Genomic DNA, 23,132 nt, shown 5'->3' on the forward strand with positions numbered 1-23,132 from the left:
TCAGGCCCGAGGGTCCGGGAGGAGCGAGCCGTCCCGCTCGAAGTCGGCGATCTGGCCGATCCGGCGGACGTGACGCTCGTCGCCCGAGAACGGCGTCGCGATGAACCGGTCGATGAAGGCCGTGACCTCGTCGTAGGTGTGCTGGCGAGCTCCGATGGAGATGACGTTCGCGTCGTTGTGCTCGCGCGCGAGCTCGGCCGTGGACAGGTTCCAGACGAGGGCCGCGCGGACGCCGGCGACCTTGTTCGCCGCGATCTGCTCGCCGTTGCCGGAGCCGCCGAAGACGACGCCGAGCGCCGGCACCCCTGTCGCCTGATCGACGACGACGGCCTGCGCCGCCCGGATGCAGAAGGCGGGGTAGTCGTCGAGCGCGTCGTACTCCACCGGACCATGGTCGATCACCTCGTGCCCCGCGGCGCGGAGATGCTCCTGCAGCCGGGTCGAGAACTCGAGTCCGGCGTGATCGGTGGCGATGTGGATGCGCATGGTCTCCATCCTAGGATCCGGTGTCCCGACTCAGGGGGCGATGCCGGCCGCCGCGGGCTTGAACCCCGCGCGCACGTTCTCACAGCACCCGGGACGGCAGACGTCGAACGCGCCGGGCAGATCGGTGACGTGCGGACGCTCCGCGTTCGGGCGACCCTGCAGGCGCTCCTCGATGAGGTCGACGATGCCCTCCACGAACGCCGCGCGGACACCGGGCGTCGGCGTGCGGACGAAGGCGAGGCCCGCCTCCTCCGCGGCTTCGGCGGCTTCGGTGTCGAGATCCCAGAGGACCTCCATGTGGTCGCTCATGAAGCCTACGGGGACCACGATGACCGCCTTGCGGCCGCGCGCCGGGAGCTCCGCGATCACGTCGCAGACATCGGGCTCCAGCCAGGGCTGCGACGCGGGGCCCGAACGGGACTGGTAGACGAGCTCCCAGGGCACATCAGCGGCTCCCGGGATGGCCGCCCGCACCTGCTCCATCGTCCACTCCGACACGGCGAGGTGCTGCGCGGCATAAGCCCCACCCTCGCCCCAGTCGATATCGCGGGCGCCGGAGCGCTCGGCGTCGGCCGTCGGGATGCTGTGCGTGGAGAAGAGGACCTGGATCTCGGTCGGCGCGAAGCCCTGGTCGAGATAGCCCTGCACCGACTCCCGCACGCCCGCCTCGAAGGCCTCGACGAAGCCGGGGTGGTCGTAGAAGGGACGGATCTTGTCGATGGTGACCGTTTCGCCGAGGCCGGTGTCCGTCAGCACGCGAGCGAAGTCCTCGCGGTACTGGCGGCAGCTGGAGAACGAGCTGTACGCGCTCGTGGCGAAGGCGAGGAGGGTGGTGTGACCGTTCGCGGACGCCTCGGGCAGCACGTCCTCCAGGTACGGACCCCAGTTGCGGTTGCCCCAGTACACGGGGAGGTCGATCCCCCGGGCCACGAGCGCCTTCTCCAGCGCATCCTTGAGCACACGGTTCTGGCCGTTGATCGGGCTCACCCCGCCGAAGTGACGGTAGTGGTGGGCGACCTCCTCCAGACGCTCATCCGGGATGCCCCGACCGCGCGTCACGTTCCGGAGGAAAGGGATCACGTCCTCCTGACCCTCCGGGCCGCCGAAGCTCGCCAAGAGGATGGCGTCGTAGGCGACGGGCGTGGTCACATAGGGGTCGCCGCCGGCAGCGGCGGGCGAGGCAAAGGGAACGACATTCGGCTCGATCGCGGTCACCCCTCCATCTTCCCACCTCCGCGGACGACGAGCGTCCGCACGACCGTGACTATCCCCGGTCCGTGAGGATCGACGGCGCGCGCGTCGCTCTGGCGTAGGCTGTCATGGTTGCCGTCGGCGCCAACTGCGCCGACCCCGGTTACATCCCCTCACCCCTGGGAGTACAGCTTTGCCTGGAGAGAACCTCACCCGAACCGAAGCGCAGGAGCGCCGCGACGTCGTCGACACGCACTCCTATGAGGTCGCCCTCGATCTGACCAAGGGCGCCGAGGTCTTCGGCTCCCGGAGCGTCGTGCGCTTCTCCGCGTCCCCCGACAGCCTCACCTTCATCGACCTCATCGCCCGCGACGTGCGCGAGATCTCGCTCAACGGAGAGCAGCTCGACCCGCGCGAGGTCTTCGCAGACTCCCGGATCGCGCTCGCCGGACTGCAGGAGGAGAACGTCCTCGTCGTCGACGCCGACTGCCTCTACACCAACACCGGCGAGGGCCTGCACCGCTTCGTCGACCCGGTGGACGGCGAGGTGTACCTCTACTCGCAGTTCGAGGTGCCCGACTCCCGTCGCGTGTTCGCCGTCTTCGAGCAGCCCGACCTCAAGGCCACCTTCCAGTTCACGGTGACCGCTCCCGCGGAGTGGAAGGTCGTCTCCAACTCCCCCACGCCCGAGCCGATCGTCCACGACGACGGCGTCTCGGCCACCTGGGGCTTCGAGCCCACGCCCCGGATCTCCTCCTACATCACGGCTCTGGTGGCCGGCCCGTACGAGGCCACCTTCTCGGAGCTCACCAGCGCGTCCGGCCGGGTGATCCCGCTCGGCGTCTACGGCCGCAAGAGCCTCTGGCAGCATCTGGACGCCGACTACATCTTCGAGAAGACCCGTCAGGGCTTCGCCTACTTCGAGTCCAAGTTCGGCGTGCCGTACCCGTTCGCCAAGTACGACCAGCTCTTCGTCCCCGAGTTCAACGCCGGCGCGATGGAGAACGCGGGAGCGGTGACCTTCACCGAGACGTACGTCTTCCGCAGCAAGGTCACCGACGCCGTCAAGGAGCGTCGCGTCGTGACGATCCTGCACGAGCTCGCCCACATGTGGTTCGGCGACCTCGTCACCATGAAGTGGTGGAACGACCTCTGGCTCAACGAGTCGTTCGCGGAGTGGGCATCCACCATCGCGACGGCCGAGGCGACCGAGTGGACTGAGGCCTGGACGACCTTCAACGCGATGGAGAAGACCTGGGCCTACCGCCAGGACCAGCTCCCCTCGACCCACCCGATCGTCGCGGAGATCAACGACCTCGAGGACGTGCAGGTCAACTTCGACGGCATCACCTACGCCAAGGGCGGCTCCGTCCTGAAGCAGCTCGCCGCGTGGGTCGGCATCGAGGCGTTCTTCGCCGGTGTCTCGCAGTACTTCCAGAAGCACTCCTGGGGTAACACCGAGCTCAGCGACCTGCTGTCCGAGCTGGAGGCCACGAGCGGCCGTGACCTCGGCACCTGGTCCAAGAAGTGGCTGGAGACGGCCGGCGTCAACACTCTCGAGCCGGTCGTGGCCGAGGACGACAACGGGAAGATCTCGCGCTTCGCCATCACTCAGACGGCTCCGGCCGACTACCCGACCATCCGTCCGCACCGTCTCGGCATCGGCTTCTACTCGCTGCAGGACGGCGCGCTCACGCGCACCCACCACATCGAGGTGGACGTGGACGGTGACCGCACCGAGGTGCCCGAGCTCCAGGGCCTGGCTCGCCCCGATCTCATCCTCCTCAACGACGACGACCTCGCGTACGCGAAGATCCGTCTCGACGAGAAGTCGCTCGCGACCGCGATCGCCCACCTCGCCGACATCCACGACCCCCTCGCCCGCTCGCTCGTGTGGGGTGCGGCCTGGGACCAGACCCGCGACGCGGAGACGCCCGCATCCGACTACATCGACCTCGTCCTCGGCAACATCGGTCGGGAGACCGAGTCCACCACGGTCCGGACCACGCTCGCGCAGCTGCGGACGGCCGCGACGCTCTACGTCGCTCCGGCGGAGCGCGAAACCGCACGGCTGAAGGTGGCCGACGGTCTCTGGGCGCTCGCCGAGTCGGCGGAGGCCGGCAGCGACAGCCAGCTCCAGTTCGTCACCGCCTTCGCGAACAACCTGGTGACGCCGGAGCACGCCGGCATCGTCGGCCGTCTGCGCTCGGGCGAGGAGACGCTCCCCGGACTCGACGTGGACGCCGACCTGAGCTGGCAGCTCCTCGTCGGCCTTGCGACGATCGGTGCGACCGACGCCGGTGCCATCGACGCCGCGCTGGCCGCCGACAACACGGCCAAGGGCGCGGAGTTCGCCGCGCAGGCGCGCGCGGCTCTTCCGGACGCCGCAGCGAAGCAGCAGGCCTGGGACTCGCTGATCGCGCGCGACGACGCCCCGAACACGATCGTCCGCTCCGCAGCCCTCGGTTTCGTCCACCCGGCGGGTACCGAGGTGCTCGGTGCCTTCGTGTCGCAGTACTTCGACATGCTCCTGCCGGTGTGGGAGTCGCGGACCTACCAGATCGCCCAGTATCTGGTCGTCGGGCTCTTCCCCACCGCGCTCGCGGACGTCGCCCTGCGCGACGCGACGCGCGGATGGCTCTCCGAGCACCAGGACGCGCCGCCCGCGCTGCGCCGTCTCGTTCTGGAGAACCTCGCGGACGTGGAGCGCGCTCTCGCAGCGCAGTCCCGCGACGCCGAGGACTGACCCTCCGCCACCGACACGACACGGGCCTCTGCCGCCGCTCTTCCAGCCGGCGCAGAGGCCCGCTCGGTACCATCGAGACGATGCTGATTTCCGCCGAGACGACCCCCGCGCCGACGCCCGCCGAACTCCCGCCGTGGGTGCAGGACATGCTCGCCGTGCTGACCACGGTCGGCGGCAAGCTCCTGCAGATCGCGATGATCATCGGCGCCTGCGTCCTCATCGCGCTCGTGCTGCGCCGGGTGATCACCCGCGTCGTGCATCGCATCGTGGACACCGCCAAGAACAAGGCCGCCGTCGACGACACGCAGGCGCTGGAACGCTCCCCGCTCGCGGACATGCGCCTCGTGCAGCGCACCCGAACGCTCGGCACCATCCTGCAGAACATCGTGAACGTGATGCTCGTCATCATCGCGATCATCCTCATCGTCAACGCGATCGACAACGCTCTCCTCGGATCGCTCACCCTCCTCACCGCAGCGGTCGGTGCCGGCCTGGGTTTCGGCGCCCAGAACATCGTCAAGGACGTCCTGAACGGGATCTTCCTCGTCGCCGAGGACCAGATCGGCATCGGAGACGTCGTCGACCTCGGGCTGGCGAGCGGCGTCGTCGAATACGTCAGCGTGCGCGTGACGCAGGTGCGTGACGTGAACGGGACGCTCTGGTACGTCCGCAACGGCGAGGTCACCCGCATCGGGAACATGTCACAGGGCTGGGCGCGGGCGATCGTCGACATCGGCGTCGCCCCGGATTCCGACCTCGAGCAGGTCGAGCACATCCTGCTGGAGACCGCGCAGGGACTGGCGAAGGACCCGAAGTGGCGCACGCGCATCGTGGAGAAGCCGGAGCTGTGGGGCCTCGAGTCCATCGACGGGGATGCGCTCGTCATCCGGGCCGTCATCAAGACCAGGGCGAACGCGCGGGACGACGTCGCACAGGAGCTCCGACGCCGCCTCCGGGCCGCTCTGCTGGAGAAGGAGATCGACGTGCCGCGTCTCGCGGACGTCGTGCCCACCGGACTGGAGGGTGCGCGCCGCGTCCGGGGCGCCAACCCGCCGAAGACCCGCCCCAACGCCGTCACCGGGGTGCCCGTCATCCCGGACCGCGGCATCTGGCGACGTAAGAAGAACACCGGCGGCGACGGGAGTGCAGACAAGTGACGTTCTACGACGAGGTCGGCGGCCGCGAGACGTTCGCGAAGATCGTCTCGGTGTTCTATCGCGAGGTCGCCCTCGATCCCGTGCTCAAGCCCATGTACCCGGAGGAAGACCTCGGTCCCGCGGAGGAGCGGCTGCTGCTGTTCCTCGAGCAGTACTGGGGCGGGCCGACGACCTACGGCGAGACTCGCGGTCACCCCCGCCTGCGGATGCGCCATATGCCGTTCCGGGTCGATCCCGACGCCCGGGATCGTTGGCTTCGTCATATGCGCACCGCCGTGGACGAGGCGCAGTTGTCCCCGTTGCACGAAACCACCCTCTGGGACTACCTGGAGCGCGCCGCCTATGCCATGGTGAACACATTCGAGCCGTCCGGCATCGGCACGGCGCCCCAGGGGCGCACGACCCTGGAGACCCGCTCCCCTCAGGAATCAACGGAGAACCCATGACGACCACACCCCCGACCGCAGACGTCCTGGTGATCGGTTGGGGGTTGGCGGGTCTCGTCGCGGCCGCAGAAGCCCTCGAGGCCGGGCGCCGCGTCGTCATCGTCGACCAGGAGCCCCGCACGAACCTCGGCGGGCAGGCGTGGTGGTCCTTCGGCGGGCTGTTCCTCGTGGACTCCCCGGAGCAGCGCCGCCTCGGCATCAGCGACTCGCTCGAGCTCGCGACCCAGGACTGGTTCGGTACCGCCGGATTCGACCGACCCGAGGACGAGTGGCCACGGCGCTGGGCCGAGGCCTACCTGCAGTTCGCGGCCGGTGAGAAGCGCTCGTGGCTCCGCTCCCGCGGCGTCGGCTTCTTCCCGGTGGTCGGGTGGGCCGAGCGGGGCGGCTACGGCGCCCTCGGCCCCGGCAACTCGGTCCCTCGCTTCCACATCACGTGGGGCACCGGGCCGGGGATCGTCGCCCCGTTCGCGGCCGCCGTCGCGCAGGGTGAGCGCGAGGGACGACTCACCGTCCTCGCCAGACACCGCGTCGAGGAGCTCATCCTCACCGACGGACGCGTGACCGGCGCGCGCGGGAGCGTGCTGGCGTCGGACGGTGCCGCGCGCGGCATCCCGTCGTCCCGCGATGTGATCGGCGCGTTCGAGATCGACGCGACGGCGACGATCGTGGCCTCGGGCGGCATCGGCGGAAACCATGACCTCGTCCGCGCGGCCTGGCCCCCGCGCCTCGGCACTCCCCCGGCGCACATGCTCTCCGGCGTGCCCGCCTATGTCGACGGCTCGATGCAGGTCGTGAGCGCCACCGCCGGCGCCCGCCTCATCAACGGCGACCGGATGTGGCACTACGTGGAGGGCATCACGAACTGGAACCCGGTGTGGCCGCAGCACGGCATCCGCATCCTGCCAGGGCCGTCGTCGCTGTGGCTCGACGCGACCGGACACCGGCTCCCCGTTCCGCTCTTCCCCGGCTTCGACACCCTCGGCACGCTCGAGCACCTGCGGCGGACGGGCCACGACCACTCCTGGTTCGTGACCTCGCGGCAGATCGTGGAGAAGGAGTTCGCGCTGTCCGGCAGTGAGCAGAACCCCGACCTCACCGGCAAGGATGTGGCGCTGCTGCTCAAGTCCCGCCTCGCGAAGGGGCCGACGGGACCGGTGCAGTCATTCCTCGACGAGGGCGAGGACTTCATCGTCGAGAACGACCTGGAGTCGCTGCTGGAGCAGATGGCGGCTCATCCCGGCGGCGAGCTCCTGGACGTCGATGCCGTGCGCCGGGAAGTGGTCGCTCGCGATCGCGAGATGGCGAACGACTTCAGCAAGGATGCGCAGATCGGCATGCTGCGCTCGATGCGGGCCTATCGCGGGGACAAGCTCATCCGCACCGCGGCGCCGCACCGGCTGCAGGATCCCTCCGCAGGACCGCTGATCGCGGTCAAGCTGCACGTGCTGACCAGGAAGTCCCTCGGCGGGATCAACACGGATCTCGACGGTCGTGCCCTGGACGGAGGCGGCGGACCGATTCCTGGCCTCTTCGCCGCCGGTGAGGCCAGCGGCTTCGGCGGCGGGGGCGCGCACGGCTACCGCGCCCTGGAGGGGACATTCCTCGGCGGGTGCCTGTTCTCCGGCCGTCAGGCGGGACGCGCGGCGGCTGCCCTCGGCTGAACCGGCACTGTTCCCCTGGTCCTGCCTGCGGTCACGTCAGGCTGTGGAGCCGGTGGCCCGCACCCCCGTCAGTCCGGTGGCGACGGGGCCCCGTGCGAGGACGTGGCCGCGGCGGAACGCGAGCCGCGTCCAGCGGCCGGACCGCGTGACGGTCACGTCCTCTTCACCGGAGATGAAGCCCAGCGCGTCCGCGGCGAACGCCACGCCCCGCGGCAATCCGCCGAGGTCGTCGTCCGGCTCGCCCCAGATGGCCGCACGAAGCGCGCGCACGGCCTCCTCACCCGACCCCGGTCCCGCACCGTGGGCGACCGCGGAGATGCCCCACTGTGCACGCTGCGCGATGATGGAGGCGGGCAGGACGGACTCCGCGAGCCAGCCCTGCCGCGGGGGCGCGACGCCGGCCCATGCGGGCGAGAGGGCGGTCTCGGGCAGCCCGAGGCGCTGCGGGTCGTCCGTCGGGCTCAGGGCGTCGATCACGAGGTCGCACTCGAGCTCCGGATCGGCACGGACGATGCGCATGGCGAGGATCGTCGGCGTCTGGTCGAAGAGCCCCTGAGGTGCGAGGACCGCCGTCGTGAGCGCCAGGACGCCGTGATGGGCCTGCAGGCGAACCCCTTCGTCGGACACCCGGGCCGCGCGGCCCGTGAACGTGAGGACATCCTTCGCCGTGTCCGGATCGGCGAGCAGGAGCTGAGGGGTCACGCGTTCTAAACTACCAACGAGCGGCGACCCGGGGCCGCGGAGGGGAACACATGAGCGCCGACGAGCACGCCATCCAGACCGTGGAGCGTCTTCTCGACGTCCTCGACCTCGACGCCACCCAGGCGCGGACCACCGAGGACATCTTCACCGGTTCGTCGCACCCGATGCCGAGCGGCCGCATCTACGGCGGTCAGGTGCTCGCGCAGACCCTCGTGGCCGCGGAGCGCACGCTGCCGGAGGACCGGGCCGTCCACTCGATGCACGGGTACTTTCTCCGCCCAGGCGACGCGAGTCAGGGCATCACCATCGCCGTCGATCGCATCCATGACGGCCGCTCGTTCTCCACCCGTCGGACTCAGGCATACCAGAACGGCGTCCCGATCTTCTCGATGATCGCCTCGTTCCAGGACGCCGACCCCGGAGTGGAGCATGCCGAGCCCATGCCCGCCGGTATCCCTGTCCCCGAGGACCTCGTCCCCGATGAGGACCGGGTGCCGGGCCTCGCCGGCGGTGCACGGCGCATGCTGAGCGAGCGCGCCGCGGACATCCGCCACGTCGACTCCCCGCTCTATCTGCCGAACGATGATGAGAGGGTTCCGCGGCAGGCGGTGTGGATGCGGCTGCGTGCCCCGCTCCCCGACGACCAGCGGCTGCATCGGGCCGCGCTCGCCTACCTCAGCGACATGACGATCCAGGAGTCGATCCTTCGCGCCCACGGAGTGTCATGGTCGCTGCCCGGGTTGAAGGTCGCGAGCCTGGACCACGCGATGTGGTGGCATCGTCCGGCCCGCGTGGACGAATGGCTCCTCTACGTGCAAGAGTCGCCGAGCGCCCGGGGCGGTCGCGGTCTGGCCACGGGGCGGGTGTACACCCGTGAGGGCGCGCTGGTCGCGAGCGTCGCGCAGGAGATCATGATCCGCGTCCCGGAGGATCGCTGACCTGCGCTCAGCGGTGGGCGTACTCGATGGAGGGGCCGACGTACGGCTCCCATGCCTCGCGCATCTCCGCGGTCAGCCGCGTCGGCCGCCCGGTCCCCGCGTCGACGAGCACGATGACGGCCGTGGACCGCGCGTAGAGTTCACGCGGCTCGGCGGCCGGGTCGTTGTGCACCTCGTAGCAGACCTCGACGCTCGAGCCACCGAGCTTCCCGAACCACATCTGCACCTCCAACGGGCGGCGCTGATACGGCACCGGAGCGAGGTACTCGATCTCCTGCCGCGCGATGAGCGTCAGGATGCCTTCCTCGATCCCGGAGTCGAGGACGGCCGTGGACGGCGCCTGCTCGCCGGGTCCCGCCCGCCAGAACGCGCGGACGCGCGCCTCCTCGAGCAGCTTCAGCATCGAGGTGTTGTTGACGTGGTTGAACGCATCCAGATCGCCCCAGCGGAGCTGGATCGGGATGTGCAGGCGGGAACCCGGCGAGTCGGTGCTCATGACCGGCTCAGTCGCGCGTGAGCTTGCGGTGGGTCGAGCGGTGGGGCTTGGCCGCGTCCGGCCCGAGGCGCTCGATCTTGTTCTGCTCGTAGGCCTCGAAGTTGCCCTCGAACCAGTACCACTGGTCGGGCTTCTCGTCCGTGCCCTCGTACGCGAGGATGTGCGTCGCGATCCGGTCGAGGAACCACCGGTCGTGGGTGATGACCACGGCGCAGCCGGGGAACTCGAGCAGCGCGTTCTCCAGGGAGCTCAGGGTCTCGACGTCGAGGTCGTTGGTCGGCTCGTCGAGGAGGAGCAGGTTGCCGCCCTCCTTGAGGGTGAGCGCGAGGTTCAGACGGTTGCGCTCTCCACCGGAGAGCACGCCGGCCTTCTTCTGCTGGTCCGGACCCTTGAACCCGAACTTGGACACGTAGGCACGGGACGGGATCTCGGTCTTGCCGACCGTGATGAAGTCGAGTCCGTCGGACACGACCTCCCACAGGGTCTTGTTCGGGTCGATCGACGAACGCGACTGGTCGACGTAGCTGATCTTGACGGTCTCGCCGATCTTCAGGTCTCCGCCGTCCAGGGGCTCGAGACCGACGATGGTCTTGAACAGGGTCGTCTTTCCGACGCCGTTCGGACCGATGACGCCGACGATGCCGTTCGGCGGGAGGCTGAAGCTCAGGCCGTCGATGAGCGAGCGCCCGTCGAAGCCCTTCTTGAGGTTCTTCGCCTCGATGACGACGTTGCCGAGTCGAGGACCGGCAGGGATCTGGATCTCCTCGAAGTCCAGCTTCCTCGTCCGCTCCGCCTCGGCCGCCATCTCCTCGTACCGCGCGAGACGGGCCTTCGACTTGGTCTGGCGGCCCTTCGCGCTGGAGCGGACCCAGTCCAGCTCGTCCTTCAGGCGCTTGGCGAGCTTGGCGTCCTTCTTGCCCTGGATGTCGAGGCGCTCGGCCTTCTTCTCCAGGTACGTCGAGTAGTTGCCCTCGTAGCCGATGAGGCGGCCGCGGTCGACCTCGGCGATCCACTCGGCCACGTGGTCGAGGAAGTACCGGTCGTGGGTGATCGCGATCACGGCGCCCTTGTACGACTGGAGGTGCTGCTCGAGCCAGAGCACGCTCTCGGCGTCGAGGTGGTTGGTGGGCTCGTCGAGGAGCAGCAGGTCGGGCTTCTGCAGCAGCAGCTTGGCCAGCGCCACACGGCGCTTCTCGCCACCGGAGAGCGGAGCGATGGCCGCATCGCCGGGCGGGGTGCGCAGGGCGTCCATCGCCTGCTCGAGCTGGGAATCGAGGTCCCAGCCGTCCGCCGCGTCGATCTCCTCCTGCAGCGTGCCCATCTCCGCGAGCAGCGCGTCGAAGTCGGCGTCCGGGTCGGCCATCAGCGCGGAGATCTCGTTGAACCGGTCGACCTTGGCCTTGATGGCGATGCCGTCCTGGATGTTCTCCAGGACCGTCTTCGACTCGTCGAGCTCGGGCTCCTGCATGAGGATGCCCACGGAGTAGCCCGGCGAGAGCTTGGCCTCACCGTTGGAGGGCGTGTCGAGCCCCGCCATGATCTTGAGGATCGTCGACTTTCCGGCGCCGTTGGGGCCGACCATGCCGATCTTCGCGCCCGGCAGGAACGCCATCGTGACGTCGTCCAGGATGAGCTTCTCACCCACCGCCTTGCGGGCACGAACCATGGAGTAGATGTACTCAGCCACCGAAAACCGCTCCTTCTGTTGGCGTCGAAGATCGACACTCCAGCCTACCGGCCGTGAGCGGGCTTATCTGTGTACGCGGGTCACCAGTCGATCGGCCGCGTCACGCCCACGAGACAGCGCCCGCCGGCGAGCTGTGGCATGACGGTGGTCACGACGGCGCCGGTGGAGGGCCCGACCTGTCCGATCAGGCACTCCTCCTCGCCCCAGCGGACCGAGAACTGGATGCTCTCCGCCGGGTTCCCGACCGTGGACTGGTCCGGCGTGAGCTGCATGGCGTCCCGATCGAATCCCGCCGCGACGAGACCGTCGACGTATGCCCGCCCCTCCGCACGCTGCTCCGTGCCCCACACCTGTTCGGCCACTGCGGTGAACACGGGAAGGTTGTCTGCGGCGCTCCCGCCCGACACCAGAGCAGGCGCGGCCGGCGGTGTCGGCGTGGCACTGGCCGTCCCGGTCGGGGTCGGCGTCGCCTCCGGCTCCGGGGCGCATCCGGCGAGGACGGCTGCCGAGAGACCGGCGACGAGCACGAGCGCCGCAGCGCGGGAGTTCAGGACCGATCGGAGCACGAGCAGAGTCTAGGCCGCCTCGCTCTCCGCCGGCTGTTCCCACGCGTCGCGCCCTTCCTCATCGGTCGTCGGGACGTCCCCGCTCTCCTCCGCATCCGTGGGAGACGGACGGGTGCTCGGTCGGTACGCGGTGGTCCCCCACCGCAGATCGTGTCCGATCGTGTCGGCGTCGATGTCGACGCTCGTCCCCTGCTTGCCATTGCTCTCCCACGGTCGTACGCGCAGTCGTCCCGAGACGATGACGCTGTCGCCGACCCTGAGCGATGCGCGCGCATGCTCCGCGAGCTGGCGGAAGGCGGCGATCGAGAACCAGTTGGTCCCCGCGTCCACCCACGAGCCGCTCGCTGCGTCGAAGCGCCGGTGCGTGCTCGCCAGCCGGAAGTTCGTGACGGGCACCCCCGCACTCGTCCGCCCCGGGGTGGGCTCCGTCGCGACTCTCCCCACGATGGTCACGGTGTCGATCATGCGTTCGTCCTCTCGCTGCCGGCTCAGCGGCCGGATGCCCTCCAGCGTGCACCTCGCGGAGCACGTTGCAGGGGCACGATCGCGCGATCTGTGGACGGGCTGAGGCAACCGTCATCCGTGCAGAAGAAGCCAGGTCACCGCCGGATACCGAGGCGCGGGCCAATGTCGGTGGTCGGTCGTATGTTCGAACCATGGAAGGAGAGACCATGACCGCCACCACCACCGCTTCGATCCCTGCTCCCGGAATCCCCCTCGTGGCCCCGCCGCTCGCGTCCCGGCGAGAGCACCTCGTCCGTGCCGCCGATCACCTGTGGCGCGTACAGGACAGCCGCGAGCACGTCCTCGGCCACCTGCGCGTGGTGGCCGATCCTCTCGGCCTCCGGTACCGGGCGGAGCGGCTCCATCTGGCGACGGGTGACTTCCGGCTGATCGGCGAGTTCTGGCGCGCGGACGACGCCGTCGACGCGCTGCGACACTGCTGACCTCCGGTCGACGTGACCGGCGCTCACTGGCGCCCCCGGCAGGATTCGAACCTGCGACCAAGAGATTAGAAGGCTCCTGCTCTATCCCCTGAGCTACGGAGGCGGACATCTCTACCGTACCGCGCTCCCCCGGCGGATGTCGGGGCCGTCGATAGGATGGCGACATGGTGACTGCTTCCGAGAACGACCGCCTCGTCTGGATCGACTGCGAGATGACGGGACTCGATCTCGCCATCGATGAACTGGTCGAGATCGCGGTGGTGGTCACCGACTTCGAGCTGCGTCCGCTCGACCCCGGCTTCCAGGTCGTCATCCGTCCGAGCGCGGACGCCCTCGCGCACATGAACGACTTCGTCACCGCAATGCACGAGACCTCCGGGCTCATCGAGGAGATCCCGCACGGGATCAGCCTCGAGGAGGCGGAGGAACAGACGCTGGCCTACATCCGCCGCTTCGTCCCGCTGGAGCGCCGCGCGCCTCTCGCCGGCAACACGATCGGCACCGACCGGATGTTCCTCGCGAAGTACATGCCACAGGTCGACCAGTGGCTGCACTACCGGAACGTCGACGTCTCCAGCATCAAGGAGCTTTCCCGCCGCTGGTACCCGCGGGTGTTCTTCCAGGCACCTGCCAAGGACGGCGGGCACCGCGCGCTGGCGGACATCCTCGAGTCGATCCGCGAGCTGCGTTACTACCGCGAAGCCGTCTTCGTCGACGAACCGGGACCTTCCAGCGATGATGCGAAGGAGATCGCCGCCCGCACGGTGTCGGAGTTCACCTCGAACATGTAATAGACTCGTGGGGTTGCCTGTTTCGGCGGGCGCATGGTGGGTATAGCTCAGCTGGTAGAGCGCCTGGTTGTGGTCCAGGAGGTCGCGGGTTCAAGCCCCGTTACTCACCCCAGCTCGAAGAGGCTCGGACCGTTCGGTCCGAGCCTCTTCGCCGTCCGGCCGGTCCAGCCCCGCGATCGCGCGGCCCTAGACTGTCCTGGTGTCACTGGCGGTCTGGTTCTCCCTTCTCACCTCATCCGTGGTGATCAGCTTCACGCCGGGAGCCGGCGCGATCAACACGATGTCCAACTCCCTCACGCAGGGCTGGAAGCGCTCGATCTGGGGCATCATCGGCCAACAGATCGCGCTCATCGTCCATGTGGTGATCGTCGCCGCCGGAGTCGGGCTCCTCGTCTCGCGCTCGGATCTCCTGTTCAACGTCATCCGGTACGCCGGCGCCGCCTACCTCGTCTACCTCGGGATCCGGTTGATCCTGACCCGGCCGGCGCCGGCACTCGACGACGCGCCGGATCCTGTGGACGCCCGGGAGAGCCACTGGTCGATGATGCGCCGCGGGTTCTGGGTGAACCTGCTGAACCCGAAGGCGATCGTGTTCTTCCTCGCGTTCATCCCGCAGTTCATCCGACTGGACCAGCCACCGCTCCCCCAGTACCTGGCACTCGTCGCGACGGTCGTGGTCGTCGATGTCCTGGTGATGTGGGGGTTCTTCGCCACGGCGGCGCGTCCCTTCCGGCGTCTCACGCGCTCCCCGCAGGGACAGCGGATCCTCAACACGGTGTTCGGAACCCTCTTCATCGGCGTGGCAGCCCTCCTCATCCTTCTGCACTGAGCACCCGGCCGTCGCCGTAGGCTGGAGGCGATGGACATGGACGCCGCGGCCTTCGAGGCCCTCGTGATCGACGAGCTCGACCAGCTGCCTGACGAGATGGTCGAGCAGCTCGAGAACGTCGTCTTCGTCGTGGAGGACCGTCCGGAGGACGGCGGTCTCGACCTGCTCGGCCACTACGACGGCCTGGCGCTGACGGAGCGCACGCAATACGGGATGGGCGAGCTGCCCGACCGCATCATCGTCTACCGGGAGCCGCACCTCGCACAGTGCGACGACATCGACCAACTCCGTGACGAGATCCACACCACGCTCGTCCATGAGATCGCGCACTTCCACGGCATCGACGACGCGCAGCTGCATGAGCTCGGGTGGGCATGATCATGTCGACCGCTCTTCCCGAGGTCGAGGAGACCACCGACCTGTTCGCTGCTCCGCTGGAGCCCTGGGAGGTCGTCGTATGGAACGACCCCGTGAATCTGATGAGCTACGTCGTGCGCGTCTTCCGCACCTACTTCGGCTACACGACCGAACACGCCACCCGCCTCATGCTCGCCGTTCATCACGACGGCCACGCGATCGTCGCCACCGGCCCGCGAGAGACCATGGAGGTGCACGCTCAGGCGATGCACGACTACGGACTCTGGGCGACCGTCAGGAAGGCCGCATGAACACCACGCCGATCACCGTCTCCGTCGCCACGATCGAGGGGATGCACCTGGCCCGACTCGTCGATGACTTCATGGAGGTGCTGCGGAACTCCGAACAGGACGACCCGGGGGTAGCCCGGCTGACCCCGAACGCCTACCCGGACGACGACGATGCGTCGGCTGCATTCGCCTCCGCCACGCGCGCGGACCTCCTCGACCGGCGGTTCCACGACGCCCGCACGGTTCGCGCATCGCTGCAGATGTTCGATCCCGACGCCGAGGTGACCGATGCCGACGCCCGGATCCCTCGCGATGTCGTGGTGCGCCGTGACCACGTGGACGCCTGGCTGCGCACCCTCACCGCCATCCGCCTCGTGATCGCGACGCGCCTCGGCATCACCGACGACGCGCCCGACGTCGGGGGCGATGGCCAAGCGGTGTACGACTGGCTGGGATACCGCCTCGAACTCCTCATCGAAGCCGTGGACGAGAGCGACGCCGACGCCCTCCGCTGAGTGAGCTCAGGGAACCTCGACGACTCGGGTGGCGAGGTCGCGGGGGTGGTCCCGCTCGACGTGACGGCGCTCCTGCGCCGCCCAGCGGTCCCAGTGCGGGCGGTAGGTGTCTCCGTCCCGGGCGAGCGCCCGTGACTTGCGTGACTGTTCCCCGGACTCCACCCAGACGCGGACATCCGCCAGCCGTGCCGTGGCCGGACGCAGGATCCCGCTGCCCTCGACGATGACCCCGAGTGCGGGATCCACGGCGTGGGTCTCCGCCTCCTCGCCGCGCTCCCAATCCCAGCGACGCCAGGCGCCGAGCAGGCCGCGTCCGTGCGGGCGGAGGATGCCCTCCAGCGCCTTCTCCGCGCCCCCGTCGAGTCCGTCCCAGCCCGGGTACAGCGAATCCAGCGCGATGACCTGCACGCGGCCGGCAACCGGCCAGGCATGTGCCACACGCGCAGCCAGAGAGGTCTTGCCGGCACCGCTTCCCCCGTCGATGATCACGACAGGATTGGACGCCGCGAGTGCGCGGACGTCCTCGACGATCAGTGTCGCGGCGTGCGAGAGAGCAGCTGCGACCGCGTCGTCACTTCTTGAGGGCACGGATGATGCGCGTGAGTGCCCGACCTGTGACCCAGACGAAGGGCACGGCCACGACCAGGAGCGTCACGATGTTCGGCTCGAAGCGCAGTCCCTCTTCGCGACGGACGTAGACACCGACCGGGACCGACACGCCGCCGCCCCCGCCGCCTTCTCCTCCGTCGCCGCTGGCGCCGCCGAAGCCGGCGTAGGTGAACGCCACCGGAGTGACGGTGACACCGTCGATCTCCTGCGGCTCCCCGTATGCGCTCTTCACGCCGAAGGACGCGACCTGATTCCCGAGTTCCAGTGCAATGTTCGGCATGTTCCCACGGTAGCCGACGGCGGCCTCCGGCGCGCGGTCAATCGACGCCGTGATCCTTCGGATGGCGAGCGGCACCTCGTCCTTCACCTCGTCCGATGTGGCGCGCTCTGCTGATCGTCGCCGAACCGAACCGTGCCATGGCCTCGTCGACCGCCCCCTCGACCTTGCGCCAGCCCTCGTCGTCATCCCAGAGCGCCAGCGCGCTGCCTCCCGCAGGCCGGAGGTTCTCGGCGCGGACGCCCACGAGGCGGATCGGATCGCGACGCTCGATGAGCGCGAACAGACCCTGCGCCGCCTCGCCGATGCGCTGCCCGACCGCGGTGGGTTCACTCAGCGTCTGCGATCGGTTGACGGTCCGGAAGTCGTCGAAGCGGATCTTGATCGCGACCGTGGAGGTCTCCCACCCGGCCCGACGCAGGCGGGCGCCCACGCGATCGGCGAGCCGGAGCAGTTCGGCGCGGAGGAACGCTCGATCCGTGATGTCCTGGTCGAACGTCTCCTCGTGGCCGATGCTCTTCTCCACGCGCTCGGTGTCGACGGCGCGGGGGTCCTCTCCCCGGGCGAGCTGCGCGAGCCGCGTGCTGAGCGCCGGCCCGACAGCCCGGTCCAGCATCTCCGGCGGCGCCGTGCGCAGGTCGTCGATCGTGCGGAGGCCGCGGGCTTCCAGAGCTACCGCCGCCTTCGGCCCCACTCCCCACAGCGCCCGTACCGGGCGCGGCGCGAGGAACGCGAGAGTGTCGTGCTCGGCGACCACGAGCATTCCGTCGGGCTTTGCCATGGTCGATGCCATCTTCGCGACGTGCTTGGTCGCGGCCACGCCGACGCTGCAGGTGATGCCGACCTCAGCGAGGACGCGCTCACGGATCTGGGCGGCGATCCGTGCCGGACTCCCCCAGAGCCGGCGCACACCCTGCACGTCGAGGAAGGCCTCGTCCACCGACAGCGGTTCCACGAGCGGCGTGAACGACTCGAAGATCGCCATCACCTGCCGCGAGACCTCTTGATACCGAGAGAAGTGCGGAGGGACGATACGTGCGGTGGGACACAACCGCAGAGCCTGCGACACGGGCATGGCGGAGCGCACGCCGTAGCGCCGTGCTTCGTAGGAAGCGCTGGAGACCACCGATCGTCCGTCCGGGGATCCGATGATCAGCGGCAGCCCGCGAAGACCCGGATCATCCAGCACCTCGACGGCGGCGTAGAACGCATCCATGTCGACGTGGAGGATCCGCGTCCCGGAATCGTCGGCGTCGGCGGAGGACACCATGCGGCCTCTGCCATCACCGTGTCCCATGAGTCCATTGTCCCCCGGGCCTCCGACACGGAGGCCCGGGGGCGAGAATCACTGCGCGGCGCGCTCGAGGATGAGTTCGCGGACGCGTGCGGCGTCGGCCTGGCCCTTCATGGCCTTCATGACCGCGCCGATGATGGCACCGGCCGCCTGGACCTTGCCGTCCTGGATCTTGGCCATCACGTCGGGCTGCGCGGCGAGAGCCTCGTCGATCGCCGCGATGAGGGCGCCGTCGTCCGAGACCACGGCGAGACCACGGGCGTCGACGACCTCTTGCGGCGTGCCTTCCCCGGCGATCACGCCCTCCAGCACCTGGCGCGCGAGCTTGTCGGTCAGCGTGCCGGCATCGACGAGCTGCTGCAGTGCGGCGACGCTCTCCGGGCTGACCAGGTCGACCGCGTCCTTCTCCTGCGCGTTGGCGAGGCGGGTGATCTCCCCCGTCCACCACTTCCGTGCCGCGGCGGGCGTGGCCCCGGCGGCGATCGTGGCCTCGACGACGTCGAGCAGACCGCCGTTGCGCACGTCCTGGAACTCCAGCGGGGTGAAGCCCCACTCGTCCATGAGCCGGCGACGGCGGGCGACGGGCTGCTCGGGCAGCGCCGCACGCAGCTCCTCGATCAGCTCGCGGGGAGGCTGCACCGGAAGCAGGTCGGGCTCGGGGAAGTACCGGTAGTCGTCGGCGTCCGACTTCGGACGTCCGGGAGAGGTGGTCCCGGTGTCCTCGTGCCAGTGCCGCGTCTCCTGGATGATGGTGCCGCCGTCGGCGAGGATCTGCGCCTGCCGCTGGATCTCGTAGCGCACCGCACGCTCCACCGACCGCATCGAGTTGACGTTCTTCGTCTCGGTGCGCGTGCCGAGCTTCTCGGCACCGCGAGGACGGAGAGACACGTTGGCGTCGCAGCGCAGGTTGCCGCGCTCGAGGCGAGCCTCGGAGATCCCGAGTCCGCGGACGATGTCGCGGATCGCGGCGACATAGGCCTTCGCGACCTCGGGGGCACGGTGCTCGGTGCCGAAGATCGTCTTCGTCACGATCTCGACGAGCGGGACGCCGGCGCGGTTGTAGTCGACGAGCGAGTACTCCGCCCCCTGGATGCGACCGGTCGAGCCGCCCATGTGGGTGAGCTTGCCGGCGTCCTCCTCCATGTGCGCGCGCTCGATCGGGATCGTCACCATGGTGCCGTCCTCGAGCTCCACCTCCACCGAGCCCTCGAAGGCGATCGGCTCGTCGTACTGGGAGATCTGATAGTTCTTGCCGAGGTCCGGGTAGAAGTAGTTCTTCCGGGCGAAACGGCTGGACTCGGCGATCGAGCAGCCGAGCGCGAGGCCGAGGCTGATCGAGGATCGGATGGCCGTCTCGTTGACGACCGGCAGCGAACCGGGCAGACCCAGGTCGACCGGCGCGATCAGGGTGTTCGGCTCCGCCGCGTGGTACGCCTCGTTCGCGGGGTTGGGCGCGTCGGAGAACATCTTCGTGTTCGTGTTGAGCTCGACGTGCACCTCGAATCCGAGGACCGGCTCGAACATCTCGAGCGCCTTGTCGAAGTCCATGAGCTTGGCGGCGGCCATCAGCGCGCGCCTCCTTCCAGCTGGGGGGCACGGGACAGCAGCGGCGCGCCCCAGGAGTCCACGAGCAGCGTCTCGAGGGCGGCGCCCACGCGGTAGAGGCGGGCGTCCTCCCGCGCCGGGGCGAGGAACTGGATGCCGACGGGCAGGCCGTCGTCGTCCGCAAGACCACTCGGGATCGAGATGCCGGGGACACCGGCGAGGTTCGCGGGGATCGTCGTGATGTCGTTGAGGTACATCTGCAGCGGGTCGTCGATCTTCTCACCGAGCTTGAACGCGGTGGTCGGGGCCGACGGGGTCGCGATGACGTCGACATCGGCGAAGGCCGCGGCGAAGTCCTGCTGGATCAGCGTGCGGACCTTCTGCGCGCTGCCGTAGTACGCGTCGTAGTAGCCCGCCGACAGCGCGTAGGTGCCGAGGATGATGCGGCGCTTGACCTCGTCGCCGAAGCCGGCGTCGCGCGTGGCGGACATCACGTCCTCGACGGTGGGGTTCCCGGCCGGGGTGACGCGGAGACCGAAGCGCACCGAGTCGAACTTGGCCAGGTTGCTCGAGGCCTCCGCCGGCAGGATCAGGTAGTAGGCGGCCACGCCGTACTCGAAGTGCGGTGCACCGATCTCCACGATCTCCGCGCCCTGCGCCTCGAGCAGCGCCAGCGCGCTGCGGAACGACGCCGCGACGCCCGGCTGGAAACCGCTGTCGGGGAGCTCGCGGATGACGCCGACGCGCAGACCCTTGAGGCCGTCCCCGCGCGCACCCTCGCGTGCGGCCGCCGCGAAGGACGGCCATTGCTCGTCGAGCGACGTGGAGTCCTTCGGGTCATGGCCGCCGATCGCGTCGTGCAGCAGACCGGCATCGAGCACCGTGCGGGTGACCGGGCCGACCTGGTCGAGGCTCGACGCCAACGCGATGGCGCCGTATCGGCTGACACCGCCGTACGTCGGCTTCACGCCGACCGTGCCGGTCACGTGCGCAGGCTGACGGATCGATCCGCCGGTGTCGGAGCCGAGGGCGAGCGGGGCCTCGAAGGCGGCGACGGCGGCGGCAGAGCCCCCACCCGAGCCCCCGGGGATCCGGTCGAGATCCCAGGGGTTGCGGGTCGGGCCGTAGGCGGAGTGCTCCGTCGACGAGCCCATCGCGAACTCGTCCATGTTCGTCTTGCCGAGCGGGATGAGTCCGGCGGCACGGGAGCGGGCCACGACCGTCGCGTCATACGGCGAGCGGTAGCCCTCGAGGATCCGCGAGCCGCTCGTGGTCGGCTGGTCGGTCGTGACGAGGACGTCCTTGATCGCGAGCGGGACGCCGGCGATCGGCCCGAGGTCCTCCCCCGCGGCACGGCGGGAGTCGATGTCGGCCGCGGCCTCGAGCGCGTGCTCGTTGACGTGCAGGAACGCGTGCACGGCGCCGTCGACCTGGGCGATGCGGTCGAGGTGCGCCTGCGTGGCCTCGACGCTGGAGACCTCGCGCGTCGCGAGCTTGTCGGCGAGCTCCGCCGCCGTCAGTCGGATGATGTCGCTCACTGCTCTTCTCCCAGGATCGCGGTGACGCGGAACCGGCCGTCGGCCTGGTCCGGGGCGTTCTGCAGCACCTGCTCGTGCGTCAGCGTCTCGCCGACCACGTCGGGACGGAACACGTTGCTCAGCGGGATCGGGTGGCTGGTCGCGGCGACATCGGCGGTCGCGACCTCGGACACCTTGGCGATGTTGTCGACGATGGCGTCGAGCTGGCCCGTGAGCCGCGTCACCTCGTCGTCGTTCAGCTGGATGCGCGCGAGCACGCCGAGATGGCGCACAAGATCAGGGGTGATTTCAGACACGCTCCCCAGTCTAGTTGGCGAGCCGCCCGCCGCTCGGTGCGGCGCAGCCCGCCTAAGCTGGGCGCGTGAGCACGTTCCAGCCCCCTCGCCCGTGGATCGCCAGCTACGCCGACGGCGTTCCGGAGGACCTCGCCCCCGTCAGCGGCTCCCTCGTGGACATCGTCGCCGCGTCGGCGCGGGACTATCCCGATGCCCCGGCCCTGCAGTTCTTCGGCAGGGAGACCACCTACGCACAGCTGCAGGAGGCGATCGATCGCGCCGCCGCGGGGCTCCGGGATCTCGGCGTGCGCGCCGGCGACCCGGTCGCCATCGTCCTGCCGAACTGCCCCCAGCACATCGTGGCGTTCTACGCCGTCCTGCGACTCGGAGCGGTCGTGGTCGAGCACAACCCGCTCTACACCCCCCGCGAGCTGCGCAAGCAGTTCGAGGACCACGGCGCCAAGCACGCGATCGTCTGGAACAAGGTCGTGGCGACGGTTCAGGAGTTCCCGAGCGACCTGGCCGTCTCGACGCTCGTGTCCGTTGACGTCACTCGCGCCATGCCCGCACTCACCCGCTTCGCGCTCCGGCTGCCGGTGGCGAAGGCGAGGAAATCGCGGGCGGCGCTGACCGAGCGCGTCCGCGGCACCGTCCTCTGGGAGTCGGTGGTCGCTGGTGCCCCGATCCCCGCCTCGCATCCGCAGCCCGGCACGGACGACCTGGCGATCATCCAGTACACGTCGGGGACCACGGGCACGCCGAAGGGCGCCGCCCTCACCCACCGCAACCTCCTCGCCAATGCGGCACAGTCCCAGGCCTGGGTCCCGTCCATCCAGCGCGGCAAGGGCTGCGTCGTGTACGCCGTGCTGCCCATGTTCCACGCCTACGGCCTGACCCTCTGCCTCACCTTCGCGATGTCGATGGGGGCGCGCCTCGTGCTGTTCCCGAAGTTCGATCCCGATCTCGTGCTGGACGTGGTCAAGAAGCACCCGGCGACGTTCCTGCCGCTCGTGCCGCCCATCGCCGACCGGCTGCTCGCGGCCGCCAACGCCAAGGGCGTCTCCCTCGACGGCATCGAAGTGGCGATCTCCGGCGCCATGGCGCTGCCGCACGAGCTCGTCGTCCCGTTCGAAGCCGCGACGCACGGCTATCTCGTCGAGGGCTACGGCCTGAGCGAGTGCTCCCCCGTCCTCATGGCGAACCCGGTGGCCGACAACCGTGTCCCCGGCACGGTGGGCCTCCCGCTCCCCGGGACGGAGTGCCGCGTCGTCGATCCGGAGAACCCCACCGAGGACGTCCCGGCCGGTTCCGCCGGCGAGCTCGTCGTGCGCGGCCCTCAGGTCTTCTCCGGGTATTACGGAAAGCCCGAGGAGACGGAGGCCGTGTTCGTCGACGGCTGGTACCGGACCGGCGACATCGTCACGATCGACGACGCCGGATTCGTGCGGATCGTCGACCGGATCAAGGAGCTCATCATCACGGGCGGCTTCAACGTCGCCCCCACCGAGGTCGAGAACGCGCTGCGCCAGCATCCGTCGGTCGTCGACGCTGCGGTCGTCGGACTGCCCAGCGACCACTCGGGCGAGGAGGTCGTGGCGGCGATCGTCGTCGACCCCGGGGCCGATGTCGATGTCGAGGCGATCCGCGAGTACGCCCGCAGCATCCTCACGCCCTACAAGGTGCCGCGCCGCGTCTTCGTCGTCGACGAGCTGCCGACGTCGCTGATCGGCAAGGTGCTCCGCCGGCAGGTGAAGGAGAAGCTGCTCGCCCTCACCTCGGGCGTCTGACC

At 69.4% G+C, this 23,132-nt stretch carries 25 protein-coding genes and 2 tRNA genes; 13 read left to right on the forward strand and 14 right to left on the reverse strand.

The window, feature by feature from the left end:
* Together AB0P08_RS08115 and AB0P08_RS08120 are read right to left on the reverse strand one after the other, a co-directional pair.
* Entirely contained in the window at positions 1–486 is a 486-nt protein-coding gene (locus tag AB0P08_RS08115) for a ribose-5-phosphate isomerase (protein WP_060922011.1), read from the reverse strand.
* Positions 487–516: 30 nt separating this feature from the next.
* Positions 517–1,701: a ferrochelatase gene (locus tag AB0P08_RS08120; RefSeq protein WP_363589254.1), complete on the reverse strand. Its 1,185-nt coding sequence runs from the start codon at positions 1,699–1,701 to the stop codon at positions 517–519.
* A 169-nt stretch (positions 1,702–1,870) separates the two neighbouring features.
* Between AB0P08_RS08120 and pepN the strand changes: the two genes are divergently transcribed.
* The 4 genes from pepN (at position 1,871) to AB0P08_RS08140 (ending at position 7,687) form a co-directional block, all read left to right on the forward strand.
* Positions 1,871–4,423 (forward strand): aminopeptidase N, encoded by a 2,553-nt coding sequence (gene pepN / locus AB0P08_RS08125; protein WP_363589256.1) that lies wholly within the window; start codon positions 1,871–1,873, stop codon positions 4,421–4,423.
* Positions 4,424–4,503: 80 nt separating this feature from the next.
* The gene (locus AB0P08_RS08130) at positions 4,504–5,580 is read left to right on the forward strand and encodes a mechanosensitive ion channel family protein (RefSeq protein ID WP_363589258.1); all 1,077 of its coding nucleotides are present in this window, start codon (positions 4,504–4,506) and stop codon (positions 5,578–5,580) included.
* Positions 5,577–6,026, forward strand: a complete 450-nt coding sequence (locus AB0P08_RS08135; protein ID WP_363589260.1) for a globin — start codon at positions 5,577–5,579, stop codon at positions 6,024–6,026. The genes AB0P08_RS08130 and AB0P08_RS08135 overlap by 4 nt, the downstream gene beginning before the upstream one ends.
* Positions 6,023–7,687 carry an FAD-binding dehydrogenase gene (locus AB0P08_RS08140; RefSeq protein WP_363589262.1) on the forward strand — a complete coding sequence of 555 codons (1,665 nt, stop codon included), beginning with the start codon at positions 6,023–6,025 and terminating at the stop codon, positions 7,685–7,687. The genes AB0P08_RS08135 and AB0P08_RS08140 overlap by 4 nt, the downstream gene beginning before the upstream one ends.
* 36 nt (positions 7,688–7,723) lie before the next feature.
* On the opposite strand, the gene AB0P08_RS08145 is transcribed toward AB0P08_RS08140, so the two are convergent.
* On the reverse strand, positions 7,724–8,389 hold the full coding sequence (locus tag AB0P08_RS08145; RefSeq protein WP_259951560.1) for a DUF8185 domain-containing protein: 666 nt from the start codon (positions 8,387–8,389) through the stop codon (positions 7,724–7,726).
* A gap of 50 nt (positions 8,390–8,439) precedes the next feature.
* Between AB0P08_RS08145 and AB0P08_RS08150 the strand changes: the two genes are divergently transcribed.
* Entirely contained in the window at positions 8,440–9,327 is an 888-nt protein-coding gene (locus AB0P08_RS08150; protein ID WP_259951561.1) for an acyl-CoA thioesterase, read from the forward strand.
* Between the two features lie 7 nt (positions 9,328–9,334).
* Here the strand turns inward: AB0P08_RS08150 and AB0P08_RS08155 are convergent, their stop codons facing one another.
* From AB0P08_RS08155 to AB0P08_RS08170, 4 genes are all read right to left on the reverse strand, one after another.
* A complete protein-coding gene (locus AB0P08_RS08155) occupies positions 9,335–9,823 on the reverse strand; it encodes an acyl-CoA thioesterase (RefSeq protein ID WP_187664025.1) in 489 nt (162 codons plus the stop codon).
* A gap of 7 nt (positions 9,824–9,830) precedes the next feature.
* Positions 9,831–11,510 carry an energy-dependent translational throttle protein EttA gene (ettA, locus tag AB0P08_RS08160; protein WP_025103391.1) on the reverse strand — a complete coding sequence of 560 codons (1,680 nt, stop codon included), beginning with the start codon at positions 11,508–11,510 and terminating at the stop codon, positions 9,831–9,833.
* Positions 11,511–11,590: 80 nt separating this feature from the next.
* The gene (locus AB0P08_RS08165; RefSeq protein ID WP_363589264.1) at positions 11,591–12,076 is read right to left on the reverse strand and encodes a DUF6993 domain-containing protein; all 486 of its coding nucleotides are present in this window, start codon (positions 12,074–12,076) and stop codon (positions 11,591–11,593) included.
* Positions 12,077–12,085: 9 nt separating this feature from the next.
* The gene (locus AB0P08_RS08170; protein WP_315636903.1) at positions 12,086–12,541 is read right to left on the reverse strand and encodes a single-stranded DNA-binding protein; all 456 of its coding nucleotides are present in this window, start codon (positions 12,539–12,541) and stop codon (positions 12,086–12,088) included.
* Positions 12,542–12,747: 206 nt separating this feature from the next.
* Between AB0P08_RS08170 and AB0P08_RS08175 the strand changes: the two genes are divergently transcribed.
* Positions 12,748–13,023 carry a hypothetical protein gene (locus AB0P08_RS08175; RefSeq protein WP_292795213.1) on the forward strand — a complete coding sequence of 92 codons (276 nt, stop codon included), beginning with the start codon at positions 12,748–12,750 and terminating at the stop codon, positions 13,021–13,023.
* Between the two features lie 27 nt (positions 13,024–13,050).
* Here the strand turns inward: AB0P08_RS08175 and AB0P08_RS08180 are convergent.
* A tRNA-Arg gene (locus tag AB0P08_RS08180) sits at positions 13,051–13,126 on the reverse strand.
* A gap of 61 nt (positions 13,127–13,187) precedes the next feature.
* Here AB0P08_RS08180 and orn point away from each other — a divergent pair.
* The 6 genes from orn (at position 13,188) to AB0P08_RS08210 (ending at position 15,805) form a co-directional block, all read left to right on the forward strand.
* On the forward strand, positions 13,188–13,814 hold the full coding sequence (gene orn, locus AB0P08_RS08185; protein WP_280566295.1) for an oligoribonuclease: 627 nt from the start codon (positions 13,188–13,190) through the stop codon (positions 13,812–13,814).
* A gap of 36 nt (positions 13,815–13,850) precedes the next feature.
* Positions 13,851–13,926 (forward strand) — tRNA-His (locus AB0P08_RS08190).
* A gap of 87 nt (positions 13,927–14,013) precedes the next feature.
* Complete coding sequence (locus AB0P08_RS08195) at positions 14,014–14,643, forward strand: LysE family transporter (RefSeq protein WP_363589267.1); 630 nt, start codon at positions 14,014–14,016, stop codon at positions 14,641–14,643.
* A 30-nt stretch (positions 14,644–14,673) separates the two neighbouring features.
* A complete protein-coding gene (locus AB0P08_RS08200) occupies positions 14,674–15,021 on the forward strand; it encodes a metallopeptidase family protein (protein ID WP_363589269.1) in 348 nt (115 codons plus the stop codon).
* A gap of 2 nt (positions 15,022–15,023) precedes the next feature.
* Positions 15,024–15,311, forward strand: a complete 288-nt coding sequence (gene clpS / locus AB0P08_RS08205) for an ATP-dependent Clp protease adapter ClpS (protein ID WP_232089236.1) — start codon at positions 15,024–15,026, stop codon at positions 15,309–15,311.
* Positions 15,308–15,805, forward strand: coding sequence for a DUF2017 family protein (locus tag AB0P08_RS08210; RefSeq protein ID WP_363589271.1), 498 nt, complete (start codon positions 15,308–15,310; stop codon positions 15,803–15,805). Before clpS ends, AB0P08_RS08210 begins: the two co-directional genes overlap by 4 nt.
* A gap of 6 nt (positions 15,806–15,811) precedes the next feature.
* Here AB0P08_RS08210 and AB0P08_RS08215 read toward each other — a convergent pair whose 3' ends face one another.
* The 6 genes from AB0P08_RS08215 to gatC are packed head-to-tail and all read right to left on the reverse strand — an operon-like array spanning position 15,812 to position 21,364.
* A complete protein-coding gene (locus tag AB0P08_RS08215; protein WP_363589273.1) occupies positions 15,812–16,393 on the reverse strand; it encodes a nucleoside/nucleotide kinase family protein in 582 nt (193 codons plus the stop codon).
* Positions 16,377–16,694, reverse strand: coding sequence for a hypothetical protein (locus AB0P08_RS08220; protein ID WP_071328758.1), 318 nt, complete (start codon positions 16,692–16,694; stop codon positions 16,377–16,379). The genes AB0P08_RS08215 and AB0P08_RS08220 overlap by 17 nt, the downstream gene beginning before the upstream one ends.
* Before the next feature lie 37 nt (positions 16,695–16,731).
* The gene (dinB, locus tag AB0P08_RS08225) at positions 16,732–17,988 is read right to left on the reverse strand and encodes a DNA polymerase IV (protein ID WP_363589275.1); all 1,257 of its coding nucleotides are present in this window, start codon (positions 17,986–17,988) and stop codon (positions 16,732–16,734) included.
* Between the two features lie 48 nt (positions 17,989–18,036).
* Positions 18,037–19,551 carry an Asp-tRNA(Asn)/Glu-tRNA(Gln) amidotransferase subunit GatB gene (gatB, locus tag AB0P08_RS08230; RefSeq protein ID WP_363589277.1) on the reverse strand — a complete coding sequence of 505 codons (1,515 nt, stop codon included), beginning with the start codon at positions 19,549–19,551 and terminating at the stop codon, positions 18,037–18,039.
* Positions 19,551–21,068: an Asp-tRNA(Asn)/Glu-tRNA(Gln) amidotransferase subunit GatA gene (gatA, locus tag AB0P08_RS08235; RefSeq protein WP_363589279.1), complete on the reverse strand. Its 1,518-nt coding sequence runs from the start codon at positions 21,066–21,068 to the stop codon at positions 19,551–19,553. The genes gatB and gatA overlap by 1 nt, the downstream gene beginning before the upstream one ends.
* Positions 21,065–21,364, reverse strand: coding sequence for an Asp-tRNA(Asn)/Glu-tRNA(Gln) amidotransferase subunit GatC (gatC, locus tag AB0P08_RS08240; protein WP_025103377.1), 300 nt, complete (start codon positions 21,362–21,364; stop codon positions 21,065–21,067). Before gatC ends, gatA begins: the two co-directional genes overlap by 4 nt.
* Positions 21,365–21,429: 65 nt before the next feature.
* Here gatC and AB0P08_RS08245 point away from each other — a divergent pair, with 65 nt between their 5' ends.
* Positions 21,430–23,130: a long-chain-fatty-acid--CoA ligase gene (locus AB0P08_RS08245; protein ID WP_363589281.1), complete on the forward strand. Its 1,701-nt coding sequence runs from the start codon at positions 21,430–21,432 to the stop codon at positions 23,128–23,130.
* Positions 23,131–23,132: the final 2 nt, after the last annotated feature.

The organism is Microbacterium meiriae (assembly GCF_040686935.1).
GTDB lineage: Bacteria > Actinomycetota > Actinomycetes > Actinomycetales > Microbacteriaceae > Microbacterium > Microbacterium meiriae.